General features: G+C 54.2%; 6 protein-coding genes. All 6 read right to left on the reverse strand.

What is annotated here, in order from left to right:
* Positions 1 to 259 precede the first annotated feature (259 nt).
* Positions 260 to 580, reverse strand: coding sequence for a colicin (locus MA884_RS27610; protein ID WP_256233462.1), 321 nt, complete (start codon positions 578 to 580; stop codon positions 260 to 262).
* 155 nt (positions 581 to 735) lie between these two features.
* Positions 736 to 963: a hypothetical protein gene (locus tag MA884_RS27615; protein ID WP_256233463.1), complete on the reverse strand. Its 228-nt coding sequence runs from the start codon at positions 961 to 963 to the stop codon at positions 736 to 738.
* Positions 947 to 4,390 (reverse strand): DUF637 domain-containing protein, encoded by a 3,444-nt coding sequence (locus MA884_RS27620; RefSeq protein ID WP_256233467.1) that lies wholly within the window; start codon positions 4,388 to 4,390, stop codon positions 947 to 949. The genes MA884_RS27615 and MA884_RS27620 overlap by 17 nt, the downstream gene beginning before the upstream one ends.
* Before the next feature lie 441 nt (positions 4,391 to 4,831).
* Entirely contained in the window at positions 4,832 to 5,173 is a 342-nt protein-coding gene (locus MA884_RS27625; RefSeq protein ID WP_256233464.1) for a DUF6124 family protein, read from the reverse strand.
* 462 nt (positions 5,174 to 5,635) lie between these two features.
* Entirely contained in the window at positions 5,636 to 6,190 is a 555-nt protein-coding gene (locus MA884_RS27630) for a hypothetical protein (RefSeq protein WP_256233465.1), read from the reverse strand.
* A gap of 122 nt (positions 6,191 to 6,312) precedes the next feature.
* Positions 6,313 to 6,977 (reverse strand): hypothetical protein (locus MA884_RS27635; RefSeq protein WP_256233466.1); only part of this gene is annotated, 665 nt, incomplete at its 5' end.

Here is a 6,977-nt window from a genome sequence, read left to right on the forward strand (position 1 = left end):
TCAGGCACAGAGCTTGGAGTAGATTTGTGGGGATCCCTCAGGGTCTGTCCCCGTTATCTCCCCGTTATCTCGCTTTCCCTGTCCTTGCGTCCATGAACCGAGTAGCACCGGGATTATTAGCAAGCTTCTGTAAGGCATCGGCATCAAGCTTTCCTGCAAGTTGCCCCATTCGAGGATCATTGAGCTGACCAAAGACGCGATCGGCAATTGAGAAGCTTTTTGCGTATCCTGAAGCTTCGCCTATTCCTTTTGCACCATTTTATTCGTGCTCTCGCCTAGAGTATACAAATCCACTAATCGGATCTAAATCTCGCCTAGCACCCGCCGCATGCACACACTGGATATCAATTTTGTTGATCGCCTGCTCTTTCCCTCCCAGTGCATCTAAATTTGTAGCTACAACCTCCAGGCTCTCCAAATCAAAGTCTGTTGGCTGACGATCAAGATAGTATCGAACTAACACAAAACCACTATCATGATATCCGACGGCGATGGCTCTAATATTAGGGTATATCTCGCCAAGTAGCGCAATGCGGAAGCACGCCACGAGCCAATCCGGCAATTTTGTCGCGAATAGCATCTCAGCTCCTCGCATCTGGAACAATATGGGCACCATTTTTCCCCGTTATCTCCCGTTATCTGCGCTCCGGAATGTGTCCGCAATGCCTTTGGGTAAGGGGCCTTGACTCATAGGCCCATACTGAGCAACTACCTTACTTGTTGCTTTTGCACCATCTAAATATTCAGAACCTTAATGTACAGCTCATCAGTACCTACAAAAGAGATAGCTCCTTGTTTTTCGAGATTAATCAACTGCTCCAATACATAACTACCATTTGCGACAGTCTCGTTTGGAAACAGTAAGAAAAATTTATCTTTCGGCCACAAAGTCATGCCTTCATCAAAGAATCGCTCTAGCCCTCTGAAAGCAATCTCCCAATCATGTCTATTTTCCACGGTCATAAAGCACCTTCCCGGTATTTGTATCAATCACCTTGTTAACGAGGATCGGTTTTGTGGTAACCGCCTGAGTTGCTCCGCCAGGTCCAAATTGTGGAAAGTCCGTAGTGATAGGTTCAAGATGATCAGCTTTGCCCCATTGCCCTTGAGGAATTTTAACGTCATCCAGTATTTGCTTTGTATCAAACTCAATTTTAATAGCAGCATCATGCGGAACCTGCAATTTCCCAGCAGCACCGGAGCCAAGGTTATCAAAAGAAATATAAGTGCCTCGGCCGTTCGCGGGGATTGTGCCCGAGGAGAGCAATTCTTGGAGGTATGGAGCATCAGACGAAACATACCTATATCCTGTTGAAGGAATAGTTTCTCCAGATGCTCTCGTGTAAAAATCTGGAATCGCCTTACCACCTTTTGCACCCCCCGAGACTAGCACCGACGCCCCAGCCCCATCCAGATACTTCCCTGCCCCCTTCAGCAACGCAATTTCCAACGCAGCCTTAGCGGCCTCTGTCCCGTAATCGCGAAGCGGATTCACATCGCCGGGATAGGTGGCACTGCTAAAGGACGAGAGGACCTTGTTTCCTTGCGTAAACTGGTATGGAGCAAACAACTGTCCTGTCGCTTGCCACCCGTCCAGGAAAGATGCCGCGCCTGCCGCTCCCGAAAAAGCAGGTATAGCGCAGCCCGCCCCAGTGATACAAGCCGGCGTGGAGAGTATCGCACCACCGAACCCCGCAGCGGCACCTATCGCACCCAGTACAGCGCGGCTTGCCTGAGTTGACTGTCTGAGTTCCTTGTCATTAACCAGCAGATCATCGTTGGCCTGATCCCATTTTGAATATTCGTCAAAGGCTCCAGTTGCGAACAATGCATTTTGTGCGTCATTGAATCCCTTGCCGTCCGCCTCAAGCGCCTTAACCGCATCATAAGCCGGATCATCTGGAGGTACTGAGGCGGCGCAATGCACCAAAGCACACGCCGCTGCTTTGAGTTCGTAAGCCTTTTCTGGCGACTCCTTCTGGAGCCTCTCGAGCGCGACGGTCTCTTTTAGGTGAAGCTGACGATTGTACTGGTCAGCCATCAGTGCAACCCAGGAAGCTTTTTCTACGTCACCACCCGCAAGCCCGGCAGCCGTTAAACCGACGAGTTGGGAAAACGCTTCCCTTAGTTCAGGCTGCGCATCAAAGGTTGAGCTGAGTACACCGGCTAAAGCTTGGCTAGCACCTGCCGCAATGGCACCAGTTTTGAAATCGCCGCCGGTTGCTCTGGTAACCGCCCCACCCACCAATGCATGCAGGGCAATACGACCAAGCCCCCCCTCAGCCCACATCGCCATGCCGGCGGTATCACCTACATTCTTCGCTGCCTGCCAATGGTCTTGGGCATAACCACCCACAAAATTGAATGCTGTCGCTGCAGCGACGTTTCCGGCCTGCGAAATCAAACCATCCTTGAGGTTCTGCCCTAAGCTACCCCCACCGATAGCTGTCTTTATCACTCCCCCCGCAACGCCTTGGGCTCCCGAATACAGAGCGAAACCACCAATCCCCTGGAGCGTATTTAGATCAAAGCCATATGTAATGTTGTTGAACGGTACCGCGCTGCCGCCGAATATGGGCTTAACTACGCCTTGAGTAACACCGAACGTTACACCGGCAATGGCGGCATTTTTCAGGCTGCCTGCACTGAACGTTTCCTTGAACGCGGCGCCCAGGTCCCCCTTGTTGTCAATGGCGCTGGTGACTGCCGTAGTCGCCAAGCTTGTCGCAACCGCCCCCCCGGCAGTAGCGCCCACTAGCCCCAAGCCGGCCGGCCCCATGACGAACGACATAAGAATGGCGATCGCAATCTTCGCGCCCGCGCCAAGTCCTGAGTTGTCGTATTTGAAACTCTCGTGGATCTCCTTCACCTGACGCCAATCAATATCGCCGCGAGCCTCTGCCTGTTTCAACCAGGCGAGATTTGGATCGGCCTCTACCATGGCGTCGATGGTCTGACTGACACCTTGTTGATCGACTTGCTTGATATCGATGCTGATCTGGCCAGCGGCTTTAATTATCAGTCGCCCTTGAGCAACCAACTCGCTCTGGCGCAGGGTTTCGTCCGTGCGTCCCGAGCCTTTGGCTTCGTACCATGCAAGGTCGCCATCGCTTTTGGTGTGGCTCTCATCATGAAGATCTTTCACACCTTCAAACGCGATATTGCCGCCACTGTCCAGCGTAATGTCCCCACCACTCTCCAGCTTCGCCACCTGATACCGCTGATCCCCACCACTGACCAACGTCAAATCACCCCCAGTGGAGATCTCGCTGCCAATGTTCTTCACATCGGTCACTTCATCACGCTGAGTCTTCTTGCTGCCCCAACCGCCCTTTTTCTTCATGTCATAGAGCGTGTAGTTGGAGTTCTGCGCGGCCAGCAGTTGAAGGTTTTTTTGGGCCACCAGATAGGCCTCATCCCCCGCGCTGATGCGGCTGGCGATCAGGGTCATGTCGTTGCCGGCACCCAGCACCACATCCCCACCGGCTTTCACAGTGGTGGCCACTTGGCTGACGTGGTCTTCCTTGCGCGTAACGCTGGAGCCCTTGTTGTACGAATGCACCTCATCCGCCGCCGACGCCAAGGTCATGTCGCCGCCAGCGCTCATACCTACATCGCGCTTGGCTTCGAGCTCACTGGCTATCGCCGTCACATCACGGCCTGCGGTGACATCCAGATCCCGGCCCGCCGTCACTTGGGAGGCCAGTTGCTTGATCGCCGAATCATCGTGATCGCCATGGTCGGTGATGCGATCGGCCTTCTGTGCCGAAACGATGTTCACGTCACGCCCGGCCTCAATGGTCAGATCACCGCCGCTGCTGACCACGCTGCCAATGGTGTTGAAGTCGCGTCCGGCGTCGATGCTCAGGTTGTTGGTCGCCTCGATCCGCGCGGCGCTGTCGGCAAAGCCCATGGACCAGGACCATTCACCGTTTTTGTCGTCGTAGTTTGTGACGGTGCGTTCGTTGACTACATCGCCCCGAACGGTGGTGAGCGACACGTCGCGTCCGGCGATGATGCCGCCGGCCTTGTTGACGAGGTTATTGCCCGCCAGCAGGTCGAGGCGGTTACCGGCTTCTACCAGACCGCTGCTGGTCAGGTCGTTGGCGGCGGTGGCCGACAGGTTGTTGGAAGCGCGCAGGGTGCCGGCGTTGTTCAGGTCCTTGCCGGCGATCAGGGTCACGTCTTTGCCCTGGATCAGCGCGCCGTTGGCGGCCAGGCGGTTGTTGGCGTTGGCCAGGTACAGCACCGGCACCAGGACTTGTTCGCCGTTGACCTCGACGTTTTCCATCCAGACGATGTCGTGGGTCAGGGCCGCGACCTGTTGCGACGTGAGGCTGACGCCCACGGCCAGGTTCAACGCCTGTTTGCTGGCGACGGCGTTGTTCATCAGGTACTTGAACATGTCCTCGTTGGAGGTCTGGCCGTCGAGGAAGCGCTGGCCGGTGCGGGCGATTACTGCTTGCTGGATCAGCCGTTGTTCGTAGAGGCCGTCGCCCAGGCGCTTGGCGTTGATGTCCGGGTTGTAGTCGAGTTCTGCAAGCAGGTAGTCCGAACTCATGAACTGCTTGAGGTCGGTGAGCGCCGGGTTGGTTTCGATCAGGTATTTGTGCGGGTTGGCCGCCACAGTGCTGACGGGCAAACCCTGGACTCGGTTGACGTTGAGCCTGGCTTACATGCCGAGTCCATCGCGATAGATACTCAGAGCCTCACCCAGCTCAGAAGCCTGCTCCAGTAGAGTTAAACAAACGGGAACAGACCACGGTTTATCGAAGAAGCATTGCCACGCCTCTTAGAAAAATGTGGTCTACCCCACGCCAGTCACGGACGCCTATCTAGGGTCGATGACATCCAGCGCCCGGTTTGCCAATAGCTGACCCAGCTCGATCAACTGCTGCAGCCCTAGTGCAACATGCCGCCGAGAATCCTCCAGATCGAACGCCAAATCGCCGGCCATGGCATTGGCAGAGGCCAAGGTTTCGCTGAGATTGGCCAACAGGCTTTCAGCATCGACGCCCTCCACGACGGTGAACAACTGGTCCGGAGGTGGCTTCTTGTCAGGCTGGGCGGGTTTGGGGTTCAGATAGGAATCGATGATGCGTTCGGCGTTGGCGTCGGCTGCGATGTCCAGGTGCAACGGTGGAACGGGTGGGTCTGGGATGAGTTTGTCCATATGGACCTCCTAACGTCAGTCGGATCCGCCACTGTTCGCGACTAAACGAAGTGGGGTGGCGGCTGTGCACAGGTTAGTCGACCGGGACGTTAGGAAACCGGCGCACCCGAAAGTGCCCTGCGCACAGCCACCATAAAATCAGCGAGAAAACCGTAGCCTGACTTCAAGGAGACCTTGCGCCTAACGAAATACCGAGCGACTAAACCCGACCGCTGAATTGGCAGCGGTGAGCAAAGACTAGGCACCGGAATCAGCAGGCGCAAGAGGCTGGAATTTTCTAGGAAATGTCCTGCAAGTCAATGGGGAATATTCGTTCCGTCGATTCCTACGAGAAACCCGCTCAACCACTCCACCACCGAAGCACTGCGCGACGGGTGCGATGTGATGGGGAGACGGTTGCGGGCGCAAGCTTCGGAACAAATGGAAAATGAGCGATCTTGGATCGCCCATTCGATTCAGGTGCTAAGGCAAACTTGCGACAGGAATACGCTCCTGTGGCTGGGTGACGTCGTAGACATGCTGTTCACAACGCTCACCCACAAACTGAAACTCCACCAGATAAACCTTGCTTCGTTCCGGTGTAAAAGTGCTTCTGAGTGGGCCGCAGCGGTAGCCAGTCCCGATACTCTCGCCGCTGGCGTAGCCCGACACCTCAAACGGCTGATCAGGGTCAGCTTGTACTTCCAACTGCGGGAAGTGTTTCAAGGATGCGCTGTGGACCGTTTCGTTAACCTTGGCAATCCAGCCAAACACCTTGCCCCGGCCGGTATCCACTACGGTTCCCTGAACGTCCATGCGCTGGTCAGGATCGGCTGCGCGCCTTATCGAAAACTCCACCGGATAGGTGGCACCCGACGCTTTCATGATGACTTTGGCGTGCTGCGCATCGACGGTCACTTTGTTTTGGCGCAGTTGGATACCGTCATCAAGCAAGGTGGGGGAAGAGTCTCTTACGTTGGATTTACAGCCTGGCAACGTCAGGATCAGGCTCAATATTAGTAGTGATGTTTTCTTCATGAGTAACTCCAAGTAAATCTTAAAAATTACAGCCTGAGCATTCAAGATACCGACCAAATTTAATCGAGAAACACAACTCCCCTCTTAAAATTGCGGCCTATCCCCTGAGAACTCCAATGCTATCAGCTTAATGGTATCTCTTCCAAACCAACTGCATTCACTTGTGATTCTTCCAATACTGAAAAATCATCAGAATCATCATGCAACCCATGGGATAAGACAAAGCTTTTACCCCCTGAAATATCAAAGCGCAGGCCTACTTCGCTGGGGCGCTGGTGTTCCTTCGTACTCATATGTCCGCGCTTAAGTATCGTCACACCATTTACCCAAGCCCCGATAAGTTGCTTCCAAAAATCAGTGGCAAACCGTCCAAAGTCGGAAATAGCGAACAGTTCCTCGTCGCGATCCAAGGAGATAGAACTTTGGCTCGCGCCCCTTGCGCCCTCATCCCAAACGATGATGCTATTCAGAGATGGATCACTCGAAAACCCAAGAATTATGTCACCCTCGAAGTAGATGACTAACGGCCCAGCCGTTAATGAGAAAGCCATTTTATCCTCAATATCACAATGAGTTGAAACTTCCGATGCAGGCCACCAGCTATACCTAACAAATTTGGTAATCTGCTTACCAGTAAGCTTGCGAAGAAGCTCATTTGCCGCAGACGGCACCATCGAAGCCATAGACTTATCCCCCATTAAAACAGCCCATTCTTCTGTGCCACCTGCATAAAACGGGGACAGACCCTGAGGGATCCCCACAAATCTACTCCAAGCTCTGTGCCTGA

Origin of the sequence: Pseudomonas sp. Q11 (genome assembly GCF_024494355.1) — a bacterium.
GTDB classification, from domain to species: Bacteria; Pseudomonadota; Gammaproteobacteria; order Pseudomonadales; family Pseudomonadaceae; genus Aquipseudomonas; species Aquipseudomonas hefeiensis.

Excerpts from the sequence above, each read along its gene's own strand:
- MA884_RS27610 (WP_256233462.1), bottom strand. The coding sequence starts at position 580 with ATGCTATTCGCGACAAAATTGCCGGATTGGCTCGTGGCGTGCTTCCGC.
- MA884_RS27615 (WP_256233463.1), bottom strand. The coding sequence starts at position 963 with ATGACCGTGGAAAATAGACATGATTGGGAGATTGCTTTCAGAGGGCTA.
- MA884_RS27620 (WP_256233467.1), bottom strand. The coding sequence starts at position 4,390 with ATGAACAACGCCGTCGCCAGCAAACAGGCGTTGAACCTGGCCGTGGGC.
- MA884_RS27625 (WP_256233464.1), bottom strand. The coding sequence starts at position 5,173 with ATGGACAAACTCATCCCAGACCCACCCGTTCCACCGTTGCACCTGGAC.
- MA884_RS27630 (WP_256233465.1), bottom strand. The coding sequence starts at position 6,190 with ATGAAGAAAACATCACTACTAATATTGAGCCTGATCCTGACGTTGCCA.